Origin of the sequence: Brevibacterium sp. LS14, from assembly GCF_012027885.1 — a bacterium.
Taxonomy (GTDB): domain Bacteria; phylum Actinomycetota; class Actinomycetes; order Actinomycetales; family Brevibacteriaceae; genus Brevibacterium; species Brevibacterium casei.
In genome coordinates, this window is sequence record NZ_SJXG01000035.1 from 61,359 (window position 1) to 82,186 (window position 20,828).

A 20,828-nucleotide genomic window follows, 5' to 3' on the forward strand; every position below is an offset into this window, starting at 1 on the left:
GCAACTCGCTGGAAGCAGACCGAGCATAGGGGTTTCCGCGGTGAGCTCCGCCGACGCCGCCGCTGCCTCGGCGCCACTGTGACTGATCGGACAGGGACTCGGCGGGCGATCGGCGGTAGGATATTTTGGTGACTTCTGGCCGATATTCCGACAAAGAGATCCGGACGCAGGCGGCACGCCGCCGCACGTTCGCCGTCATCTCCCACCCCGACGCGGGCAAATCGACGACCACCGAGGCGCTCGCCCTCCACGCGCGGGCGATCGGTCAGGCCGGCGCCACCCACGGAAAGGCCGGCCGCCGCGCCACCGTCTCCGACTGGATGCAGATGGAGCAGGACCGCGGGATCTCGATCTCCTCGGCGGCCCTCCAGTTCGAGTACCGCGATGCCGTCTTCAACCTCGTCGACACCCCCGGCCACGCCGACTTCTCCGAGGACACCTACCGTGTGCTCTCCGCCGTCGACTGCGCCGTCATGCTCATCGACGCCGCCAAAGGCCTCGAGTCGCAGACGATGAAGCTCTTCGAAGTCTGCGCCCACCGGAACATCCCGATCATCACCGTCGTCAACAAGTGGGATCGTCCCGGACTCGATGCGCTCGCCCTCATGGACGAGGTCCAGCAGCGCACCGGCCTCCTTCCCACCCCGATCACGTGGCCCGTCGGACAGTCCGGTGACTTCCGCGGCGTCCTCGACCGGATCACCGGCGAGTACACGAAGTACACCCGCACCGACGGCGGCGCGACGATCGCCGGCGAGGAGACCTTCGCCCCCGAGGCCGCAGCCGAGCTCGAGGGGGAGGCGTGGACGACGGCCGTCGACGAATCCGAGCTTCTCGACATGGAGGATCAGAACCACGACCAGGAGACGTTCCTCGCGGGGAAGTCGACCCCGGTGATGTTCGCCTCGGCGGTGCTCAACTTCGGCATCCACAAGCTGCTCGACACCCTTGTCGACCTCGCCCCCGCCGCCGAGGCGCGCGAGGACAAGGAGAGCGCCCCGCGCGACGTCGCCGCTCCGTTCTCCGGATTCGTCTTCAAGGTCCAAGCCGGCATGGATTCGAACCACCGTGACCGCCTCGCCTACATCCGCGTGTGCTCCGGTGTCTTCGAACGCGGCAGCGTGCTCACCCATTCGGCCACGGGCAAGCCGTTCGCGACGAAGTACGCCCAGCAGGTCTTCGGCCGCGACCGCGACGTCGTCGACGAAGCCTTCCCCGGTGATGTCGTCGGCCTCGTCAACGCGAGCGCCCTGCGCGTCGGCGACTCCCTCTACCTGGACAAGAAGGTCGAGTTCCCCGGGATCCCGACGTTCTCGCCCGAGCACTTCATGGTCATCCGCGCGAAGGACTCCTCGAAGTACAAGCAGTTCCGCCGCGGCATCGAACAGCTCGACCACGAAGGCGTTATCCAGGTCCTGCGCTCGGACCTGCGCGGTGACCAGGCACCTGTGCTCGGCGCGGTCGGACCGATGCAGTTCGAAGTCGCCGAGGACCGGATGACGAACGAGTTCAACGCCCCCTGCTCGCTCGAACGACTCAACTTCTCCCTCGCCCGGCGCACGACACCCGAATGCGTGCCGACGCTCGCCCGCGAACGCAACGTCGAGGTGCTCAGCCGCTCCGACGGCGAACTCCTCGCCCTGTTCTCCGATCGCTGGCGCCTCCAGGGCGTGGAGAAGAACCATCCCGACCTCGTCCTCGAACCGCTCGTCGTCAGCTGATCGAGGACCGCGGACGCCGACTCCGCGGTTTTGACGAAGTCACTAAGATTGACAATCGAGTCCGCGCGCACGCGGACACCGCCGGGCTCACCCGGCACCCGGGGAGACCCGAGAGGACTGAAGGAGAATTCGTGGGAACGAAGAAGATTCGAGTCGCCATTGCCGGTCTCGGCAACTGTGCCTCGTCCCTGATCCAGGGTGTGGAGTACTACCGCGATGCGGCCCCGGGGACGAAGGTGCCCGGGCTCATGCACGTGGAATTCGGGGACTATCACGTCGGTGACATCGAATTCGTCGCGGCCTTCGACGTCGACGGCAAGAAGGTCGGCGCCGACATCGCTGAGGCGATCACGGCCAGTGAGAACAACACCATCACCCTCGCCGAGGTTCCCCCGACCGGTGTGTCCGTCCAGCGTGGTCCCACCCTCGACGGTCTCGGCCAGTACTATCGTGAGACCATCGTCGAATCCGACTCCGAGCCCGTCGACGTGGCGCAGGCGCTGCGTGACGCAGAGGCCGACGTCCTCGTCTGCTACCTGCCCGTCGGTTCGCAGGAGGCCACCGAGTACTACGCGCAGGCCGCGATCGACGCGAAGGTCGCCTTCGTCAACGCTCTCCCCGTCTTCATCGCCGGGACGAAGGAGTGGGACGAGAAGTTCCAGGCCGCGGGCGTGCCCATCGTCGGCGATGACATCAAGTCCCAGATCGGTGCGACGATCACCCACCGGGTGATGGCGAAGCTCTTCGAGGACCGGGGCGTCGTCCTCGACCGCACCTACCAGCTCAACGTCGGCGGCAACATGGACTTCAAGAACATGCTCGAGCGCCAGCGCCTCGAGTCGAAGAAGATCTCGAAGACCCAGGCCGTGACCTCGAACACCGGCGCCGAGCTCTCAGCCCGCGACGTCCACATCGGACCGAGCGACTACGTCGAATGGCTCGACGACCGCAAGTGGGCGTTCGTCCGCCTCGAGGGCCGCAACTTCGGCGATGCCCCCGTCTCGCTCGAGTACAAGCTCGAGGTGTGGGATTCGCCGAACTCGGCGGGCGTCATCATCGACGCAGTGCGTGCGGCGAAGATCGGCCTCGATCGCGGCATCGGCGGAGCGCTCATCTCCGCCTCCTCCTACTTCATGAAGTCCCCGCCCGAGCAGAAGAACGACGATGCCGCCCACGAGGCGGTCGAAGCGTTCATCCGCGGCGACATCGAACGCTGACCGCAGCCCCCGAAGGACGGGGCGCGAGGCCGAAGCCGGTCACACCACGGGTGTGGCCGGCTTCGTCGTCTCAGCCCCGTCCACCCGCCATGCGAGACCCGGTGGGAACAACGGAAGCTGTCGGTGGGCTGGTATCTTTCTCAGTGACCGCGATCACGTGGCCGACCGGCCGCCGATCACGGTGACCGACCGTGCGCACCCGCGCCGAGCACCGCCGACCGACCGAGGAGCACCCCATGTCGACCACCACCGCCGACACCGGAAAGGCAGCCGGCAGCCCTGACCGCCTCAGCTGGCTGATGAAGGTCCTCGTCGTCATCGAGAAGGCCGGCAACAAGCTGCCGCACCCGTTCTGGCTCTTCCTCTCGCTCGCCGTCATCGTCATGATCCTCTCCGCGATCTTCTCCGCGACCGGGCTGAACGCGGTCAACCCGGCCACCGGGGAGACGGTGACCGTGACGAACCTCTTCACCACGGAATCCCTGCGCGAGATCGTCGGGGGAGCGGTGATGAACTTCGTCACCTTCCCACCGCTGGGTCTCGTCATCATCGTCCTCCTCGGCGTCGCCGTCGCCGAGCAGTCCGGTCTCATCCCGGCGATGCTTCGCGGCACCATCGCCGGCGCCTCGCCGAGGTGGATCACCTTCATCGTCGCCCTGGCCGGCACCGCCTCGTCGATCGCCTCCGACGCCTCGTACATGATCATGATCCCGCTCGGCGGGCTCGCCTTCCGCGCCGTGGGCCGCAACCCGATGCTCGGCTGCATCGTCGCCTATGCCGCGACCTCCGGCGGGTACTCCGCGGCCCCGATGGTCAATGCCATGGACACCGTGCTCGGCGGTCTCTCCACCTCGGCGGCGCAGATCATCGACCCCGAGTACGTCGTCAGCCCGGTCGCGAACTTCTACTTCAACTTCATCTCGATGTTCGTCGTCGCCGGGGCGATCACCCTGGTCACCGAGCTCCTCCTGTCCAAGCGCGCCGACGCGATGGAGCTCGACCCCCTCGATGAGGACGATCCGGAGGCCTTCGACGTCAAGATGGCCCTCGACGCGAAGGAGAAGCGCGGTGTGCTCTTCGCCGTCATCACCATCGTCGTCTGCGCCGCGATCCTCTTCTTCCTCGCCCTGCCCGCCGATTCGTTCCTCCGCGACGAGGCAGGCGGCTTCGGACCCGAATCCGGGCTCATGGCAGGCATCGCCGCGATCATCGGCTTCGGCTTCTTCATCGTCGGCATCGTCTACGGCTACGCGACCGGTTCGATCACGAAGATCACCGAGATCCCGGAGATGATGGGCAAGGGCCTGCTGCCCTTCGTCCCCGTCATCGTCCTCTTCTTCGCCGCCAGCCAGTTCCTCGCCCTGTTCAAGATGTCGAGCCTCGGCGAGATCCTCGCGATCCGCGGGGCGGACTTCTTCGGCTCGCTCGACACCTCGACGTTCGTCATCCTCCTCGGTGGGTGGCTCCTCGTCGCCCTCGGCGCTCTCTTCCTCACCTCCGGCTCCGGTCTGTGGACGCTCATGGCCCCCGTCCTCGTCCCGATGTTCATGCTCCTGTCGATCTCCCCGGAGACGACGCAGGCGCTCTACCGGATCGGCGATTCGACGACGAACATCATCTCCCCGATGTCGCCCTACTTCGTCGTCGTCCTCGGCTTCATCCAGCGCTACAAGCGCGACGCCGGCATCGGCACGCTCCTGTCGTTCACGATCCCGCTCTCGTTCACGATGTTCCTCTTCTGGGGCCTGCTCTTCTTCCTCTGGTGGTTCACCGGCCTCCCATGGGGACCCGGTGCGGCCATGCACTACCAGATGAACTGACGTCTCCCGCAGAGGGCGAAGGTGAGGAATACGGCCGAATCGCCCAGCGTTACAATCACACAACGCTCTGTCGCCCGACCCTGCGGTCACAGTTGCCATCCAGGTGTGACGGCTAGACTTGAGCGTGATGTTCGATTCGCGCGACGACCGGTCTGCGCGACCCGCATACTCAGATCGAAAGGATCTCGACCGTGAGTAACCCCATGATGGACCGCACCATCAGAGAAGGCGTCCAGGCGGGACGCAACCAGCAGCCCGTCATGACCGACCAGCAGCTCAACGACCTCTTCAACCAGCCGGCAGCGGAGAACCGCAACACCGGCCGCCCCGTCGACGACCGGGCGATGACCTACGACGACGTCATGATGAAGACGGGCGTCCTCTTCGCCATCCTCCTCGCCGGCGCCGTCCTCGGTTGGTTCGTGCCCGTGCTCGCCTTCCCGGCGATGCTCATCGGCCTCGTCCTCGGCCTCGTCAACGCATTCAAGCGGGAACCCAACAAGGGCCTCATCATCGGCTACGCCGCGTTCCAGGGAGTCTTCCTCGGCGGCATCTCGATGATCTTCGAGACCCAGTTCTCCGGCATCGTCCTCCAGGCGGTGCTCGCGACCCTCTGCGTCTTCGGCGTCATGCTCGCCCTCTTCAAGTTCAAGGGCGTGCGCTACGGCTCGAAGATGATGAAGTTCATGATGATCGCCGTCGGCGGCTACGCGATCTTCTCGCTCATCAACTTCGGTGTCGCGATGTTCACCGGCACCGGCGGCGCCCGCGCCATCGAGATCAACATCATGGGCATGACGATGCCGCTCGGCGTCATCATCGGCATCTTCGCGACGATCCTCGCCGCGATGACCCTCATCGCCGACTTCCAGATGGTCGAAGAGGGCGTCAAGCAGCGCATCCCCGAGAAGTACTCGTGGCTGTGCGCGTTCTCCCTCATGACCACCCTCATCTGGCTCTACATCGAGATCCTGCGCCTCATCTCCTACTTCAGGAACTGACGCAGGGGCGTCGCAGTGCCTGCGGCGCCTATGATTGAGCCATGAACTCGCAGACGGCGGACCTCGACACCGAGGTCCGCCGTCTGCGTGTGCGCATCATCGGGCTCACCTCCGCCCAGCTCGCCGAGGCAGGGGAGGGGTCGACGACGTCGCGTCGGGACTCCATCGCCGCGGCGCTCGCCGAGTTCTCAGCGATCGGCTCGAATGGTCGCGCGGTTCCCGATCTCGGAGACCAGAGTCTCGCCGACCAGGTCGTCGTCCTCATCGAGACCGGCAGACGTCGGGCAGAGATGCTCGATTCCGCATCGCGCGAACAGCTGCTCGGCCGCCTCCTCGACGCCGCAGTGGACCTGCGCCGGAGACTGGCGTAGGCCATGACCGATCGCCGACCCTTCGTCTTCGCGCTGGCCGGAGCGGTCGCCGCGCTGACCTACTTCGGCTCCTCGGAATTCCTCGCCGGGATCCTCTCGCTCACCTCGGCGCCGCTGCTCGTCCTCGGGCAGACGGTCATCCCGCTCGTGCCCACAGCCCTCATCAAAGCGGCCATCGCGCTCTTCGGGACGGGTGACAAACTCGCCCTCGTCATCACCATCGCCGTCGTCGGCGTCCTCATCGGCGGTCTCATCGGGTGGCTCGGCGCGCACCATCGCAGCCTCTCCCTCATCCTCCTCATCGGGTTCGGAGCCCTGCCGGTCGTCCTGCAGCTCACCACCGGAGGGACGCTGGTCGGCGCGCTGCCTGCGCTCGTCGGGATCGGTCTCGGCTGTGCGACGTATCTCGGGTTGCTCCGCCTCGGCAGGGCGGACCACCGCACCGAACGGGTTTCTGCGCCTCCCGCCGTGGTCCCGGCATCCGCGAAGACCGGTGGGCCCGCGGAGACCGTCGAGCGTACGGACACAGCCGATCGTTCGGGGGCCGTCGAACAGGCGGAGACGGCCGACGGTCCCGACCGGCGGCTGTTCCTCGGCATTGCCGCGGGGCTGAGCGCGATCGGGGTCGCGGCGATCGCGGCCGGACAGTCCGCAGCGGTCCTCGCGCGGAACGCGGCAGGTACGGTGGCGAACCTGGTGCTGCCACGACCGGCCGCCTCGGCGCCACCCATCCCCGCGGGAGCGGACCTCGAGATCGACGATCTCGCCCCGATCGTCACACCCAACGCGGACTTCTACCGGATCGACACCGCGCTCGTCCCACCCGCCGTCGATGCGGGAACGTGGTCGCTGCGCATCCACGGCATGGTCGAACGCGAAGTGACGGTGACGATGGAGGAGCTGCTCGCGTTGCCCCTCGAGGAGCACTACTTGACGATCACCTGCGTGTCGAACGAGGTCGGCGGGGACCTCATCGGAAACGCGAAGTGGCTCGGCTATCCGCTGCGCGAGCTGCTCGCCCGGGCCCGGCCGAAGCAGGGAGCCGACATGGTGCTCTCGGGCTCCGACGACGGCTTCACCGCCTCGACGCCGCTCGAAGTCCTCACCGACGACCGCGCCGCCCTGCTCGCCGTGGGGATGAACGGAAAGCCGCTGCCCCGCGACCACGGATATCCCGCGCGCCTCGTCGTCCCCGGCCTCTACGGGTTCGTCTCGGCGACGAAATGGGTGACGAGTCTCGAGGTCACCCGGTTCGCCGACAAACAGGCGTACTGGACGACCCGGGGCTGGTCGACCCACGGACCGGTGCTCGTCGCCTCCCGGGTCGACGTGCCGCGGGCAGGTGCCCGGGTGCCGGCGGGCAATGGGCAGGTCGTCACCGCCGGCATGGCCTGGGCCCAGCACACCGGGATCGGGCAGGTCCAGGTGCGCCTCGACAACGGCGACTGGCAGACGGCCGATCTGAGCGAAGATCTGAGCGTCGACACGTGGCGGCAGTGGCGGCACGTCTTCACCGACGTCGCACCCGGCAGCCACACGGTGACTGTGCGGGCCATCGACAAGGACGGCACCGTGCAGATCTCCGACCGCAGGCCCGCGATCCCCGGCAGCGCGACGGGCCTCCACGACCGAGACTTCATCGTCGAGTGAGAACGGCGGGCGGCGGGCGGGCCTCTCGGCACCGACGCGGTGAACCGACAAAAACGCGGTTAGCACACCGCGTTTTTGTCGGTTCACCGCGTCGATGGCTGTCCTGCCGCCGAAATCGTCGCCGAGGCGGGGCTCAAGGGGAGCGACAAGTGTTCGCACGGGTTCATACGCCAAATACGGTAAATACGGTAAAATACGGAGTGCGGTCACGAACTCCCGACGATGAGCAGGTCAGTCATGACGATCACCATCCCTCCCGCCTCGGCGAGCAGCGGCGAATCACCCTACCGGCCGGGGTTCGGGACGACGCCGCCCGTCGCCGTCGGACGCCAAGCTGAGGTCAACGCATTCGCCAGGGCGCTCGACCAGCGTGGGGGAGCGGGACGGACCGTGTTCGTCACCGGTCAGCGCGGAGTCGGCAAGACGGTGCTGCTCAACATCTTCGAGGACGTCGCCGAGTCGCGGCAGTGGCTCACGGTGCGCGAACAGGCCTCGCCCGGATTCGTCGGCAGGCTCACCAGGGCGAGGCTGCCTGAGGCGCTCGAGGCGCACGATGCCCATGAGACGACGAAGTCCAAGGTCGTCGGCATCACCCTGCCGGCAGGGGCCGGGGGACTGACTACTCGGACCGAGACGACGAGCGCCCTGCAGCCGGACTTCCGGCACCACCTGATGAAGGTGCTCGAACTCCTCGACGCGCACGGCACGGGGCTCGTCATCTCCCTCGACGAGGTCCACCGCTCGAACCTCGACGAGTTCCGCGCCGTCACCGATGCCGTCGCCTATGCTATGTCGCAGGAGGCGCCGCTCGCGTTCGTCGCCGCGGGCCTGCCGGCGAGCATCGACACTATCGTCAACGACGAGGTCTCGACCTTCCTCCGACGCGCGAGTCGGATCAACCTCGGCAGCTTCACCCCGGACGAGACGGCGCTCGCCCTCCGCCTGCCGGCCGAGGAGTCGGGCAAGAGGTTCGACGCGCAGGCGCTCGCCCTCGGCACCGAGGCCTCGCTCGGGTATCCGTACATGGTCCAGATCATCGGAGACCTGGCTTGGCGGGAGTCAGCCGACGCCGAGGTGATCACCGCCGACCACGTCGAGGCCATCATCGGCGAGGCCAAGGAGATCCTCATCCAACAGATCTACGAACCCACCCTGGCCGCCCTCACCCCGGGTGCCCGGCGCTATCTCAACGCGATGGCCGCCGACGACCGGATCTCCCACACCGGGGAGATCGCCGAACGTCTCGGAGCGAAGAAGCAGACGGCCAACGACTACCGGCGGATGCTGCTTGCGCATGGCGTCATCGAGTCTCCCGCCCACGGCCTCGTTCGCATCGTCATCCCGCACCTGCGCGACTATCTCCTCGAGCAGACGCGTGGGCACTGAGCCCGCGCCGACCGAGGGGGTCGGGCAGAGCGCCCGGGCCGCCCCGGATCAGAGAAGTTCCGACCTACTGCCAGTTCTTCGCGTCCGTGACGCAGAAGGGATGACCGGCCGGGTCGATGAGGACCGTCCAGGTCTCGCCCGGCTGCGGTTCGGCGCGGGTGGCACCGAGTTCGACGCACCTGGCGACGGCGGTCTCGATGTCGTCGGCGGCGAGGTCGAGGTGGAACTGCTTGTGCCCGTCGTCGGGCCAGTCCGGTCGCTTGTAGTCGGGGATCGTTCCGATGCCCAGGGCGTGGCTCGGTCCCTTGAGCATCGCGTAGTTCTCGTCCGAGTAGACGATGGGCCAGCCGAGGACAGCGGTCCAGAACTTCCCGAGCTCGGCGGCGTCGGGAGCGTCGAGGGTGACCATCGCGAGGCTGGCCACCGGTGAGGTCGAAGAATCGGAGGAGGCTGTGTCTGTCTGTGTGTCGGTCATGTCTGCCATTCTTGTGTCATGGACGACGTCGCCGCTAGGAAAAACCCGCCAGGTGCGGAGGCCGGCGTCGGTGTCGCCGATCCCGGGCCGCCGGAGCACATGCTCGGTCGAGTGCTCCGGCCCAGTGAGTTGCTCGATCACGCGCGCTACCGCGTCGCCGATCCCGCCGAGGCGTTGCAGCCGTGGATCGAACGCTACTGGTCGGTGAGGTGGGACCTCGAGCCGGGGGAGCGCTACCGTGCGGCGACGGTGTCCGAACCCGCAGTCAATCTCACCGCCGAATGGGGCGACCTGCGCCGAGCCGGCATCACCGGCCCGGGACTGTGGGTGACGGGGCCGGTGACGCGCACGCGCTTCGACGTAGAGCTCTCCGGTGTCGGAGGCGTCGTCGGGGTGAAGTTCCGCCTCGGCGGGATGCGTGCGTTCACGACCGGGCGGCCCGCCGATATCCGCGACTCGACCGTCGCAGCGGAGCGGTGGTTCCCCGGGATCGACGCGGAGCTCGCCGTCCCGCATGACCTCAATTCCGCCGCCGAGGTGCTCGATCGTTGGCTGCTCTCCCAGGCACCGGAGATGACGACGGGGTACGAACGTGTGCGTCTGGCACTGGCGGCCATGTCCGATCGGGCGGTGACGAACCTGCGAGCACTCGCCGAGGCGGTCGCGATGAGCGAACGCAGCCTGCAGAGGCTCTTCCTCGACCACTGCGGGGTCGGGGTGAAGCGGATCCTCGTGCGCTCACGGGTCATCGACGCCGTCGCCGCTCTCGACCGCGGCTGGGACGGTTCGCTCGGTGATCTCGCGACGGGACTGGGCTGGTTCGATCAGTCGCACTTCACCGCCGACTTCCTCCGCGTCACCGGGTATCGGCCCACCGAGTATGTCGCGCTGCGGGACCGAGCCCGAGCCGGCAGGAGCGGTTCGGATGCTCCAACAGTGGAACGGTGACTGCGACCGCGTTCCAGCGCCCAGTTCAGCCGCGATGTTCCTGCGTCAGTCCGGATTCTCCATACGCGAGAAGGTCAAGCGGGAGCCGCTCCGAGTCCGGTGGCTGCAGCCCGCATCGCTGTTTCGGCGTCCGCGACAGTGAGCAGGGAGTTGCCCGCAACGATGTGCAAACCGTAGGCATCTTCCAGTGCGACGAGATTGAGTGCGAGCTGCTCGATGCCGATGACAGGGGAGAAGTCTCCTGAATCGGTGCCTGCAGTGAGGACCCTGCGATAGATGTCGAGTTGCCTGGTGAACATGTGCTCGACCATTTCGTCGTGGGCACTTGACGTGCCCGCGAGGACATCGAACTCATAGAGAAGCCGCATGAGCGCGTCGTCAGGCCCGGTCGGCAGTCCTTCGCTGATCGCGGCGGAAAGCTGCCGACGCGGATCATCGAGCTCAGCGATGACAGCTTCTCTGGCATCGCAGAACCGTTCGACGCCTGCGCGGTGCGTCTCGAGCAGCAGCGCATCGAGGTCGTCGTAGTAGTAGAGGATCGCGCCCCGTGTCAGGCCGGCTCGCCGCGCCACATCGGCCAGCGAGACCGATCTCAGGCCAGTCTCGCCGACGGTCTCCAGCGTCGCTGAGATGAGCGCGTCCCGCCGTTGGGATTGGTTCTTAGTCCGTGCCATGGAATGAGACTATCGCGTTCCGCTCTTGACATCGTCGGACCGCGGTGTGAGCCTGGAACCAATTCTTTGACACTAGCGTCAAAGAATAGAACTGACCGTGCAACGATGCATCGAAACGGGGCCGCACATGCTTGACCTTCTGCTCACTGACGCCAAAGTCCGCACCTTCGATCCGAATCTCCCCTGGGCGGAAGCCGTCGGGATTCTCGGTGGTCGAATCGCATTCGTCGGGGCAGCGGATGAGGCTCCGAAGGCGCGAGAGGTCAGGCATCTCGAAGGGCGGTTGCTCACGCCGGGCATCATCGACAGCCATAATCACCTGCTGCTCGGGTTCGACCCGGACGCCGTCAGCCTTGAGGGTGCGGAGACGCTGTCGGAGGTTCGCCGTCGAATTGGCGAACTCGCATCGCAGCGTCCGGAGCTGTCGTGGGTGTGTGCCGAGAACGCTGTCTACTCAGTGGTGGAGAACCGTCGACCCAACGCGGCCGACCTTGCCGGCCTCACGGACCGACCGATCTTCGTCACCACCTACGATCAGCACTCAGTATGGCTCAATGACGCCGCATTGGCAGCGCTCGGAATCAGCGATGGGCGCGACATCGCGTGGGGAAACCCCGAGTTCGGATCCGACGGGCGCCCAACTGGTTGGGTCACCGACTTCTATACCTCGGCGATGACCAGCGCAGGACTCGAAGCGCTGCAACGCGACATTCCCATGTACTCGCCCGATCGGCGGTACCGAAAGCTGCTCGGAAGCCTCGAGATGGCGACACGGTCAGGCATCACCACCGTCGTCGAACCGCAGGTTCCTGTTGCGGAGATCGGGTTGTTCGAACGAGCACTGAGTGAGGACAGGCTCTCGTCGCGGGTCATCGCCGCTCTCTTCCACCCGGTCGATGCCGCACCGGAATTTCGCCAGGACCTGAGAACCGCAGTCCACGATGCCCCACGAACTGACCGTCTCCGCTTCGGGCCGGTCAAGCTCTATGCCGATGATGTCATCGAGCCGCACACCGCGTGGATGCTGGACGACTACGCCAACCGGCCGGGCCACCGTGGACACCCCTCGGCACCGATCGGCGAACTGAGCAAGATCGTCACGGAGCTCGACCGGCTCGGCTTCCAGACGCACACTCATGCCACTGGTGACGGAGGAGTCCGGCTCGCGCTCGACGCCATCGAAGCCGCCACGGTGGCCAATTCGACACAGGATCGTCGTCACGGAATCGTCCACGTCGAGTGCCTCCACCCCGACGATCTGTCTCGATTCGCGTCTCTTGGGGTGACAGCAGCGATGCAGCCGCGCCACGCCTCTCCCGATCTCATCGAGGGAACCTGGATGGAGAATGTCGGCGAGGCGAGATGGGACCGCGCCTGGAGAGTCCGGTCGCTGATGGAATCCGGTGCTCATGTCGCGCTCTCGAGCGATTGGCAGGTCGGGGAGATGGATCCGTTGGTCGGCATCTATTCTGCGCTCACCCGTGCAGGTCTCGACGGCAGGACGTCGTGGACGACTGCCGAGGCCATCACGCTCGATCGAGCGCTGGAAGGCTACACGCGGCAGGGCGCCTGGGCTTGGCATGAGGAGCAGAATCTCGGAGTGATCACGGTCGGGGCGAAGGCGGACCTCGTCGCCTGGTCTGCCGATCTCTACTCTCTCGATGCGGCGGGAATCCTTGAACAACGGGCTGACCTGACGATCGTCGGCGGCGCCATCGTCCATGACGCAATGGCCCCACTCTCGTCCGACTTCCGCGTCGAAGTCGCCGCCAAGACCCGGAGCCAGGCGGCGAGCTGCTCCGGTCACCAACACCACTGACGGAAATCCATCCATCGAATCATCTGGAAGGCAGGACAATGCGAACCGATTCAAAGAAGAACCGTTCGACGAGTGCCGCAACCGAGAGCAACCTCCAGAGGAGTGCTGAAACTGAAGTCGATGGTTCGCGCACTCTGCGCAGACGCCTGCGACTGCGACACATCGTCTTCCTCGGACTCGCGTACATGGCCCCTTTGGCAGTGTTCGACACTTTCGGCATCGTTGCCGAAACGACCGACGGACGTGTGCCCTTGGCATACATCATCATCTTCGCCGCAGTCGTCGTCACTGCGCTGAGCTACGCGAAGATGTCGAAGTACTATCCGCGAGCCGGATCCGCATACACCTACGCCCGGGAGACGATCAATCCTCACGTGGGATTCATGGTGGGGTGGGCCGCTACGCTCGACTACCTTCTGCTGCCGATGCTCAACGCTCTCCTCGCTGCGATCTACATGGGCGCTGTCCTGCCAGAGGTGCCGTCGTGGATCTGGGTGATCTCGACAATCGTGATCTGCACGATCCTCAACGTCGTCGGAGTCAAACTCGCGGCCCAGGTCAATGTCATCCTCGTCGTCGTTCAGCTCGTTGTCGCTGCCGCATTCGTCTTCTTCGCCGTCCGGAACATCATCGTGGGTGCTGGAGGAAGCGAGCTGAGTCTGATGCCCTTCGATCCCAGCGGAGTGCCGACCGGAGCCCTTCTGGGAGGCGCATCTCTGCTCGCTCTGTCGTTCCTCGGGTTCGATGCGGTGACCACGATGTCAGAGGAAGCGGTCAGACCCACGGTCGACATTCCTCGCGCGATCATTGTCATCGTCATCTCTGCCGGCGTGTTCTTCGTCGTGGTCACCTACACCATGCAGGTGCTCTTCCCTGATGTGTCGACGGTCGGTGACATCGTCGGTGCATCGCCGGAGATCGCGAAGTACATCGGTGGTGCGGCGTTCCAGGCGCTGTTCGTCGGCGGGTACATGTTCGCAGTCCTCGGCTGCGGGCTGACCCAACAGATGAGTGCGGCCCGCCTTCTCTACGCCATGGGACGAGACGGGACCTTGCCGGAGCGGGTGTTCGGACGGATCAATCGCAGGTCAGGAGTTCCTGTGGTCAATATCGTCATCATCGCCGTGCTCGCCTCCACGGCAATGTTCCTCGACCTGGAATCGGCGGCCTCGCTGATCAACTTCGGTGCCTACGTTGCCTTCGGAGCGGTCAACCTCTCGCTGATCCTGGCCACGTTCAAGTATCTGCGACCCGCAGGAAGAATCGGCGTGTGGGCAGGATATGTTCTTCCCGGTATCGGCCTCGTCATCAATGTCGCCTTGTGGCTGAGTCTTGACGCGAACGCGAAGATCGTCGGTGTCGTCTGGGCGCTGGGTGGCTTCGTCTTCCTGCTTGTGCGCACCCGCGCCTTCAGAGTCTCGGCACCGACGATGGCCGAGCCGGAACTCGACTGAACGCTTCGGACTCTCCGGCGGCAGATGCTTCGTCTCGGCCGAGACCGAGTGCTCGGTCAGTGCGGACCTCACTCGCCGCCACCGCCTCGACGCTCCAGTCCTGCCGGGCGAGGTCGGGCACGGCGTCGATCATGCGCTCCTCCCAGGACCGACGCCACTGGGCTGGGAACGACCGCCGCAGCAGGTCGACCATGATCGGCACTGCGGTCGAGGCGCCGGGGGAGGCGCCGAGGAGGCCGGCGATCGATCCGTCGGCGGAGACGACGAGCTCGGTGCCCTGTTGCAGGACCCCGATCCGGTGGGGATCGGGGGTGACGAGCTGGGCTCTCTGGCCGGCGGGAATGAGCTCCCATTCATTCGGTCGCGCATTCGGGTAGTACTTGCGCAGCTGTGCGAACTTCTTCGCTGGGCTCGCGGCGAGCTCGCCGATGAGGTAGCGGACGAGGCTGAGATTCTGCAGGCCCGCAGCGGCGACGACGTGGAGGTTGTCCGGTCGCAGGGTGGTGAAGAAGTCGCTGAGGCGACCGTGCTTGAGCAGCTTCGTGCTGAAGGTCGCGAACGGTCCGAAGAGGAGATGCTCCTCATCGTCGACGACCCGCTTGTCGAGATGCGGCACCGACATCGGGGGAGCGCCGACATCGGCCTGCCCGTAGACCTTGGCATTGTGGCGTCTCACCACGGCGGGGACAGAACACCGGTAGAACGCGGCACCGACCGGCAGCACCGCATAGCCCTTGACCTCAGGAACACGGGCCTTCTGCAGCAGCCGCAGCGCGAAGCCGCCCGCGCCGACGAACACCGTTCCCGCCCGGATCGCGAACCGGCTGCCACCGGTCGCAGGCGTCTCGCCGATCGTCCCCGTGACCATCCAGCCGTCACCGTCTCGACTCAGACCGGTGACGGTGTGCCCCGTGAGCACCTCGCCCCCGCCTTCAGCGGTGATGACCGACGTCAATGCCCGGGTGAGGGCACCGAAGTCGACGTCCGTGCCACGGCGGACCCGAGAGGCCGCGACCGAGCCGTCGGGCCCTCTGCCCTCCATCGTCAGCGGTGCCCACGCGGCGATCTCCTCGGCATCCTCCGAGTACTCCATATCGGCGAAGAGCGGATCGGTCCGCAGCGTATCCACCCGCCGGCGCAAGTAGGCGACGTCGCGGTCGCTGAAGACGAGATTCATGTGCGCCGTGCGGTGGATGAACGTCGCAGGATCGACGAGGCCCGCCTCGGCGAGATGCGACCACCACTGTCGGCTGAGCTGGAACTGCCGGGCGATCGCGGCAGGCTTCGTCCCGTCGTTCGGATCGGGCATGTAGTTGAGTTCGCAGAACCCCGAGTGACCGGTGCCGGCGTTGTTCCAGGGGTCGCTGCTCTCGGAGGCGAGGTCGACGGACTTCTCGAGCACGACGATCCGCCACGACGGTTCGAGGACGGCGAGCATCGACCCGAGGGTCGCTGACATGATGCCGCCGCCGATGAGCACGACATCGGCATAGGGGAGAGTCTCGGTTCGCGGTGTGCGGGGCATGGTGTCCTCCATGTCGGATGCAGGTCACGGGCGGGTGTTCCCGGGCCGTACCACCACGATCCTCCCAAACGAATCATCCGTCCAATGAGTGGATCGATGAGTATGATCCGAATATGGATGAAAAACTCGATGCCCTCGTCCCGCATCTCAGGGCACTCGTCGAACTCGCCGATCAGGACGGTCACATGACCGACGCAGCCGCGGTCCTCGGCATCCCCCAGTCGACGATGAGTCGGCGCATCCACGGCCTCGAGGACCACCTCGGCGTCCCGATGGTCGTCCCGCGGGGGCGCACGGTCGGTCTCACTCAGCAGGCCAGGGACCTCGTCGCGGAGATCCGGGCTCCGCTGCGGGAGATCGGGATCGCGATCTCCGACCTCGCCGAGGCGGCCGATCCCGACCACGGCGTCGTCCGCTTCGGCTTCCCCCTGACGATGGGCGCCGGGGTCATCCCCGATCTTCTCGCCGCTTTCAGCGACGCCCATCCCGGGATCCGCCTCGACCTCAAACAGGCCCACGGAGCCGTCCTCGTCGACGACCTGCAGGCGGGTCTGCTCGATCTCGCGATCATCATCCCGCCGCCGAGGGAGCTCGCGCACGAGGTCCTTGCACGTCAGACCGTCGTCGCGACGGTCCCGGCCGACCACCGGTTGGCCCGGCGCCGAATGATCTCCTTGGCCGAACTCGCCGACGAACGGTTCATCGCCAACCCCGAGCCGTACAACCTGCGCACCCTCACCGACGCGTGGTGCCTGGCTGCCGGATTCGTCCCCGAGGTGAAGACCGAGGTGACGGAGTTCTCGACGATCCGCGAATTCGTCAGTCGGGGCATGGGCATCGCCCTCATCCCGCGCAGCGTCCGCCCCATCGAGGGCCTCACCGAGGTGGAGCTGAGGGGAACGCACGTCCGGGAGATCGCGCTCGTCTCCGCCGTCCGCCGGCCCAGCCGGGTCGTCGCGCGGCTGCGCGACTACATCACCGAGGCGGCAGAGGAGTGGGGAGAGGGGTCTGCGTCCTAGCCCCGCCACTCCTTCGCCGCGCTCACGGTGCGGAAGGACCGGACGAGGGCGAGAGTGGCAGGGGATTGAACGCGTTCAGCGAGTTTGGCGAGGAGGATCCGCCGCGGTGCCGGATTGCCGCGGATCGCGACGACCCTGACGTCGGGTCCGTGCGCGCGCACCGCCAGCCGCGGGGCGACTGCGACGCCGAGACCTGCCGAGACCATGCCGAGCAGCTCCGGGTAGTCGTTGGCCTCGAAGACGATGTCCGGGTCGAACCCGGCATCCCGGCAGATCCGCTCGAGCACTGAGGCGACCGGGTGCGAGGATCGGGTGATCCATCGGTCGTCGGCGACCTCCTCGAGATCGACGATGCGTCGGCGCGCCAGACGGTGCCCGGCCGGCAGCAGGAGCATCGTCGGCTCCTTGAGCAGTGTGGTCTGCACGGGGATGTCCTGCCCGATCGGCGCCCACGGATAGTCCCAGAGTGTCGCGAGGTCGACCTCCCGGCGCTCGAGTGCCTCCCCGATGCGGTCGAGGCGGTAGCTGCGCACGGTGACCTCGACATCGGGGTGGAGGTCATGGAAGTGGAGGAGGACCTTCGGCATCACCGAGGCGGCGAAGGTCGGGAACGTCGCGATCCGCACTTCGCCGCGGTCGAGCTGTGCGAAGGCCTCCATGTCGTTGCAGGCGGCTGCGAGTGCGTTGTCGATCGTCATCGCGTGCGCGGCGAGCTTGAGACCCGCATCGGTCAGGCGCATCCCTTTCGGGTGCCGGACGACGAGCGGAAGGCCGACTTCGCGTTCGAGCTTGCTCATCTGCTGCGACACCGCCGAGGTGGAGAGCGCGAGCTCATCGGCGGCCGCGGAGAGGCTGCCTGTCCGAAACACGAGAAGCAGGAGGAGGAGTCGATCGACGCTGTACGGCGCTGAACTCATGGTTTAAGCATAGCTTAGATCGAGGTAACAAAGTGTTGATTGAACTTAATCATGCTGCGTGACACCGTGAATCGAAAGCCGCATCACCGCGGCGTCGGATTCAGGAGACACACGTGAACGGTCAACTCCACGGACAGTGGTATCGGGGCGGCACATCGAAGTGCTGGCTCTTCATGGGCGATGAGATGCCCGCGGATCGAGCCCAGATCGCGACCGCCCTCGCGGCGGTTTTCGGGTCGGGCGACGACCGGCAGCTCAATGGGGTCGGGGGTGCCTCCTCGACGACGTCGAAGGCGGCGATCATCTCGCCCTCGGCGATCCCGGGCATCGACATCAGCTATCTCTTCGCCCAGGTCGGGATCGGGCAGACCGCGGTCGAGTTCACGTCGAACTGCGGCAACTGCGCCTCGGCCGTCGCGCTCTTCGCGATCCAGAACGGGCTCGTCCGTGCTGGCGGAGACGTGACCGAGGTGAGGATGATCAACGAGAACACCCGATCCGTCCTCGTCGCCGAGGTGGCCACCCCTGGTCGGGCGATCCCCACCGACGGCGACGAGACGATCCCCGGCAGCGCCATGCCCGGGGTGCCCGTCAACGTCTTCTTCGAGAACGTCGACGGCACCTCGACCGGGGAGCTTCTGCCCGCGGGTGCGGCGACGACGGTGCTCAGTGCCGCCGGGCGCACGGTCACCGTGAGCGCCATCGACGCCGGAGCTCCCGCATGCTTCGTCTCCGCAACCGACCTCGGGATGACCGGCAGCGACACCCTTCCCGAGGTGCGCCTGCGCCTGCCCGAACTCCTCGCCATCCGCGAGTCGGCGTCCCAGGCGATGGGGCTGACCCTGCCCGGTGAGGACCCCAGCCCTGCCGTTCCGAAGGTCGGCATCATCGGTCCTGCCGAGGACTTCACGACGACGACGGGAGAGCGGGTCGCCGCCGCCTCCTACGACCTCTCGGTGCGGATGGTCTCGATGTTCGACCCGCACCCGGCGATCGGCCTCACCGCGGCGATCGCCCTCGCCCGAGCGGCATTCGTCGACGGCAGCCTCGTCCGCTCACTCATCGGCCCGGACCGACTCCTCTCGCGCGGCGGCGAGGTGAGCATCCGCATCGGCACTCCCGCCGGGGTCATCACCTGCGAAGTGCAGCTCGACTCCGCCGGCGACGTCGCCCGACTCGGGGTCAGGCGCGTGGCCAGGCGCATCGCCGCCGCCGACATCGATCTTCCGCACGCCGACACCGCACTGCAGCTCGTCGGCTGACCCCACCCGCTCGGTCATCGGACCGGACGGCACCACGCAACCGCAATCAGAGACAATCACACTGACAATGAAGTTGGAGGACCTCCCATGACCCTCGTCCAGATTCTCATCCTGGTGGTACTGGTGGTGATGTTCATCGCCGCCACAAAGTGGCCGATCAACATCGGCATCATGGGGTTCGTCGGAGCGTTCCTCTTCGGCACCTTCGTCTTCGGCATGGACGACAAGGAGATCCTCGAGGAGTTCCCCGCGAGCATCGTCCTCACCATCGTCGGAGTGACGTTCTTCTTCAGCATGGCCCAGCGCAACGGGACCATCAAGATGCTCGTCGACCTCGCCGTGCGCGCCGTGCGCGGACGCCTCGGCATCGTCCCGTGGATCTTCTTCGTCATCGCCTCGATCCTCACCTCCCTCGGCACGTTCTCCCCGGCGGCCGTCGCCCTGCTGGCTCCCGCAGCGATGGGCTTCAGTGCCGCCTCGGGCTACAGCGGCGTGGTCATGGGCGCGATGATCATCAACGGCGCCCACGCCGGAGCGTTCTCACCGATCTCCGTCTCGGGCATCATCGTCCGCGACATCGCCGCGGAGAACGGCTTCGACATCGACCAGGGCGCCCTCTTCGCCGCCTCGTATGCGATCAACGTCATCGTCACGATCCTCACCGTCGCCGTGATGCGGGTCTTCGGTCGTCTGCGCACCACACCGGAACCCGAGGCCGTGGATGAGGCCGACGGCCCCACCGAGGCGACACCCTCGAGCGGTGCGGGCGCACCCGCGGGCCGCCTCGGCGGGACGGCGGCCCCCGCGGGCACCGGGACGTCGTGGGGCAAGGGCGGAACGACACTCGTGGACCCGGCACCCACCTCGGCGCCGGTGGGGCGCTCCGTCCTCACCCCGCAGGTGTGGCTGACGCTCTCCCTCATCGCGGTCATGGTCATCGGTGCGGTCGGCTTCGAGCTGCCGATCGGATTCCTCGGACTCACCTGCGGTCTCGTCCTCGCATTCACCTCGATGAAGCACTCGGACACGTTCGTCTCGGGGATCTCGTGGTCGACGGTGCTCCTCGTCTCGGGCATGATCGTCTACATCTCCCTGCTCACGAAGGCCGGCGTCATCGACTCGCTCTCGACGATGGCCGTCTCGATCGGCATCCCGCTCCTCGTCGCCGTCGTCCTCTGCTACGTCATCGGCATCAGCTCCGCCTTCGCCTCGTCGACGGCGCTGCTCACCGCGTTCATCCCGCTCTCGATCCCGCTGCTCGAGCAGAGCGAGCTCAGCGCGACCGCGGTCATGGCCGCACTCGCGATCTCGGCGACGATCGTCGACGTCTCCCCGTTCTCGACGAACGGCGCCCTCATCATCGCCAACGCGAAGGGCAGTGCGGCGAAGACGATCTGGCGCGACCTCATCATCTACGGTGCGATCGTCGTCCTCCTCGCCCCGCTGCTCACGTGGCTGCTCCTCGTCGTCTCGGGCATCATGTGACGACGTGACAGACGCGGGTGGGCTCCTCCGAACGGAGGGGCCCACCCGTTGTCATGTGCCGGCCGTCCTCGCCGAGGCGGTCGT

At 66.5% G+C, this 20,828-nt stretch carries 17 protein-coding genes; 13 read left to right on the forward strand and 4 right to left on the reverse strand.

Features of this window, described 5'->3' with window-relative positions:
* Positions 1-128 precede the first annotated feature (128 nt).
* From EZE58_RS05010 to EZE58_RS05040, 7 genes are all read left to right on the forward strand, one after another.
* Entirely contained in the window at positions 129-1,721 is a 1,593-nt protein-coding gene (locus tag EZE58_RS05010) for a peptide chain release factor 3 (protein ID WP_009374561.1), read from the forward strand.
* Between the two features lie 131 nt (positions 1,722-1,852).
* Positions 1,853-2,938: an inositol-3-phosphate synthase gene (locus EZE58_RS05015; protein ID WP_009374563.1), complete on the forward strand. Its 1,086-nt coding sequence runs from the start codon at positions 1,853-1,855 to the stop codon at positions 2,936-2,938.
* A gap of 236 nt (positions 2,939-3,174) precedes the next feature.
* Positions 3,175-4,758: an AbgT family transporter gene (locus EZE58_RS05020; protein WP_009374565.1), complete on the forward strand. Its 1,584-nt coding sequence runs from the start codon at positions 3,175-3,177 to the stop codon at positions 4,756-4,758.
* Between the two features lie 191 nt (positions 4,759-4,949).
* A complete protein-coding gene (locus tag EZE58_RS05025; protein ID WP_231882238.1) occupies positions 4,950-5,759 on the forward strand; it encodes a Bax inhibitor-1/YccA family protein in 810 nt (269 codons plus the stop codon).
* Between the two features lie 41 nt (positions 5,760-5,800).
* Complete coding sequence (locus tag EZE58_RS05030; protein WP_009374570.1) at positions 5,801-6,130, forward strand: hypothetical protein; 330 nt, start codon at positions 5,801-5,803, stop codon at positions 6,128-6,130.
* Between the two features lie 3 nt (positions 6,131-6,133).
* Positions 6,134-7,780, forward strand: a complete 1,647-nt coding sequence (locus EZE58_RS05035; RefSeq protein WP_167559993.1) for a molybdopterin-dependent oxidoreductase — start codon at positions 6,134-6,136, stop codon at positions 7,778-7,780.
* A gap of 237 nt (positions 7,781-8,017) precedes the next feature.
* Positions 8,018-9,166: an AAA family ATPase gene (locus tag EZE58_RS05040; protein WP_167559994.1), complete on the forward strand. Its 1,149-nt coding sequence runs from the start codon at positions 8,018-8,020 to the stop codon at positions 9,164-9,166.
* A 64-nt stretch (positions 9,167-9,230) separates the two neighbouring features.
* On the opposite strand, the gene EZE58_RS05045 is transcribed toward EZE58_RS05040, so the two are convergent.
* Entirely contained in the window at positions 9,231-9,641 is a 411-nt protein-coding gene (locus EZE58_RS05045) for a VOC family protein (protein ID WP_009374580.1), read from the reverse strand.
* Positions 9,642-9,659: 18 nt separating this feature from the next.
* Here EZE58_RS05045 and EZE58_RS05050 point away from each other — a divergent pair, with 18 nt between their 5' ends.
* Positions 9,660-10,589 carry a helix-turn-helix domain-containing protein gene (locus EZE58_RS05050; RefSeq protein WP_227007324.1) on the forward strand — a complete coding sequence of 310 codons (930 nt, stop codon included), beginning with the start codon at positions 9,660-9,662 and terminating at the stop codon, positions 10,587-10,589.
* Between the two features lie 74 nt (positions 10,590-10,663).
* On the opposite strand, the gene EZE58_RS05055 is transcribed toward EZE58_RS05050, so the two are convergent.
* Positions 10,664-11,263 (reverse strand): TetR family transcriptional regulator, encoded by a 600-nt coding sequence (locus EZE58_RS05055; protein WP_063250218.1) that lies wholly within the window; start codon positions 11,261-11,263, stop codon positions 10,664-10,666.
* 127 nt (positions 11,264-11,390) lie between these two features.
* Here EZE58_RS05055 and EZE58_RS05060 point away from each other — a divergent pair, with 127 nt between their 5' ends.
* Together EZE58_RS05060 and EZE58_RS05065 are read left to right on the forward strand one after the other, a co-directional pair.
* Positions 11,391-13,082, forward strand: coding sequence for an amidohydrolase (locus tag EZE58_RS05060; RefSeq protein ID WP_063250219.1), 1,692 nt, complete (start codon positions 11,391-11,393; stop codon positions 13,080-13,082).
* A 38-nt stretch (positions 13,083-13,120) separates the two neighbouring features.
* Entirely contained in the window at positions 13,121-14,536 is a 1,416-nt protein-coding gene (locus tag EZE58_RS05065) for an APC family permease (RefSeq protein WP_063250220.1), read from the forward strand.
* Here the strand turns inward: EZE58_RS05065 and mqo are convergent.
* Positions 14,493-16,061: a malate dehydrogenase (quinone) gene (gene mqo, locus EZE58_RS05070; protein WP_063250221.1), complete on the reverse strand. Its 1,569-nt coding sequence runs from the start codon at positions 16,059-16,061 to the stop codon at positions 14,493-14,495. The two genes, EZE58_RS05065 and mqo, sit on opposite strands and share 44 nt — an antisense overlap.
* Before the next feature lie 113 nt (positions 16,062-16,174).
* Here mqo and EZE58_RS05075 point away from each other — a divergent pair, with 113 nt between their 5' ends.
* Positions 16,175-17,080 carry a LysR substrate-binding domain-containing protein gene (locus tag EZE58_RS05075; protein WP_009374594.1) on the forward strand — a complete coding sequence of 302 codons (906 nt, stop codon included), beginning with the start codon at positions 16,175-16,177 and terminating at the stop codon, positions 17,078-17,080.
* Here the strand turns inward: EZE58_RS05075 and EZE58_RS05080 are convergent.
* A complete protein-coding gene (locus tag EZE58_RS05080; protein ID WP_063250222.1) occupies positions 17,077-17,997 on the reverse strand; it encodes a LysR family transcriptional regulator in 921 nt (306 codons plus the stop codon). The two genes, EZE58_RS05075 and EZE58_RS05080, sit on opposite strands and share 4 nt — an antisense overlap.
* Positions 17,998-18,110: 113 nt before the next feature.
* Between EZE58_RS05080 and EZE58_RS05085 the strand changes: the two genes are divergently transcribed.
* Positions 18,111-19,259 (forward strand): PrpF domain-containing protein, encoded by a 1,149-nt coding sequence (locus EZE58_RS05085; protein ID WP_063250223.1) that lies wholly within the window; start codon positions 18,111-18,113, stop codon positions 19,257-19,259.
* An 87-nt stretch (positions 19,260-19,346) separates the two neighbouring features.
* The gene (locus tag EZE58_RS05090) at positions 19,347-20,744 is read left to right on the forward strand and encodes an SLC13 family permease (protein ID WP_131248401.1); all 1,398 of its coding nucleotides are present in this window, start codon (positions 19,347-19,349) and stop codon (positions 20,742-20,744) included.
* Positions 20,745-20,828: the final 84 nt, after the last annotated feature.

What these genes read in the sequence shown, in the direction of transcription:
- EZE58_RS05020 (WP_009374565.1), top strand. Translation starts at nt 3,175, where the DNA reads ATGTCGACCACCACCGCCGACACCGGAAAGGCAGCCGGCAGCCCTGAC.
- EZE58_RS05030 (WP_009374570.1), top strand. Translation starts at nt 5,801, where the DNA reads ATGAACTCGCAGACGGCGGACCTCGACACCGAGGTCCGCCGTCTGCGT.
- EZE58_RS05035 (WP_167559993.1), top strand. Translation starts at nt 6,134, where the DNA reads ATGACCGATCGCCGACCCTTCGTCTTCGCGCTGGCCGGAGCGGTCGCC.
- EZE58_RS05040 (WP_167559994.1), top strand. Translation starts at nt 8,018, where the DNA reads ATGACGATCACCATCCCTCCCGCCTCGGCGAGCAGCGGCGAATCACCC.
- EZE58_RS05045 (WP_009374580.1), bottom strand. Translation starts at nt 9,641, where the DNA reads ATGACCGACACACAGACAGACACAGCCTCCTCCGATTCTTCGACCTCA.
- EZE58_RS05050 (WP_227007324.1), top strand. Translation starts at nt 9,660, where the DNA reads ATGGACGACGTCGCCGCTAGGAAAAACCCGCCAGGTGCGGAGGCCGGC.
- EZE58_RS05055 (WP_063250218.1), bottom strand. Translation starts at nt 11,263, where the DNA reads ATGGCACGGACTAAGAACCAATCCCAACGGCGGGACGCGCTCATCTCA.
- EZE58_RS05060 (WP_063250219.1), top strand. Translation starts at nt 11,391, where the DNA reads ATGCTTGACCTTCTGCTCACTGACGCCAAAGTCCGCACCTTCGATCCG.
- EZE58_RS05065 (WP_063250220.1), top strand. Translation starts at nt 13,121, where the DNA reads ATGCGAACCGATTCAAAGAAGAACCGTTCGACGAGTGCCGCAACCGAG.
- mqo (WP_063250221.1), bottom strand. Translation starts at nt 16,061, where the DNA reads ATGCCCCGCACACCGCGAACCGAGACTCTCCCCTATGCCGATGTCGTG.
- EZE58_RS05075 (WP_009374594.1), top strand. Translation starts at nt 16,175, where the DNA reads ATGGATGAAAAACTCGATGCCCTCGTCCCGCATCTCAGGGCACTCGTC.
- EZE58_RS05080 (WP_063250222.1), bottom strand. Translation starts at nt 17,997, where the DNA reads ATGAGTTCAGCGCCGTACAGCGTCGATCGACTCCTCCTCCTGCTTCTC.
- EZE58_RS05090 (WP_131248401.1), top strand. Translation starts at nt 19,347, where the DNA reads ATGACCCTCGTCCAGATTCTCATCCTGGTGGTACTGGTGGTGATGTTC.